We start from the raw sequence: 245 nt of genomic DNA, 5'->3' as shown, positions 1-245 counted from the left end.
CCCTCAAAACGCAGCCGGCGATCAGCGGCTCACCCGGAAATTAGGCCCCGGGTTTCACACGCCCGCAAGCGCGAAATCGGAGGGCTTCAACAGAGAATAGTGTGACCGCTGGGAGGGATTATTCCGAGGGCCACCTCCAAACGCTTGTGTCGCCGGCGCATTTCCGGAGCTACACAATTGACTCACCGGCACGACGACGGGCGTGCTAATCTTCTTGGCATCAAAAAAAGACCAGTGCGGATCAG

The 245-nt window shown here is 58.4% G+C and carries 1 protein-coding gene; it reads right to left on the bottom strand.

Features of this window, described 5'->3' with window-relative positions; genetic code table 11:
- Positions 1 to 54: 54 nt before the first annotated feature.
- Positions 55 to 245 (bottom strand): hypothetical protein (locus tag R0J92_RS25705; protein ID WP_411053773.1); only part of this gene is annotated, 191 nt, incomplete at its 5' end.

This window comes from Tritonibacter sp. SIMBA_163 (genome assembly GCF_046535935.1).
Taxonomy (GTDB): domain Bacteria; phylum Pseudomonadota; class Alphaproteobacteria; order Rhodobacterales; family Rhodobacteraceae; genus Epibacterium; species Epibacterium scottomollicae.
This window is presented reverse-complemented; position numbering and strand designations above follow the sequence as displayed.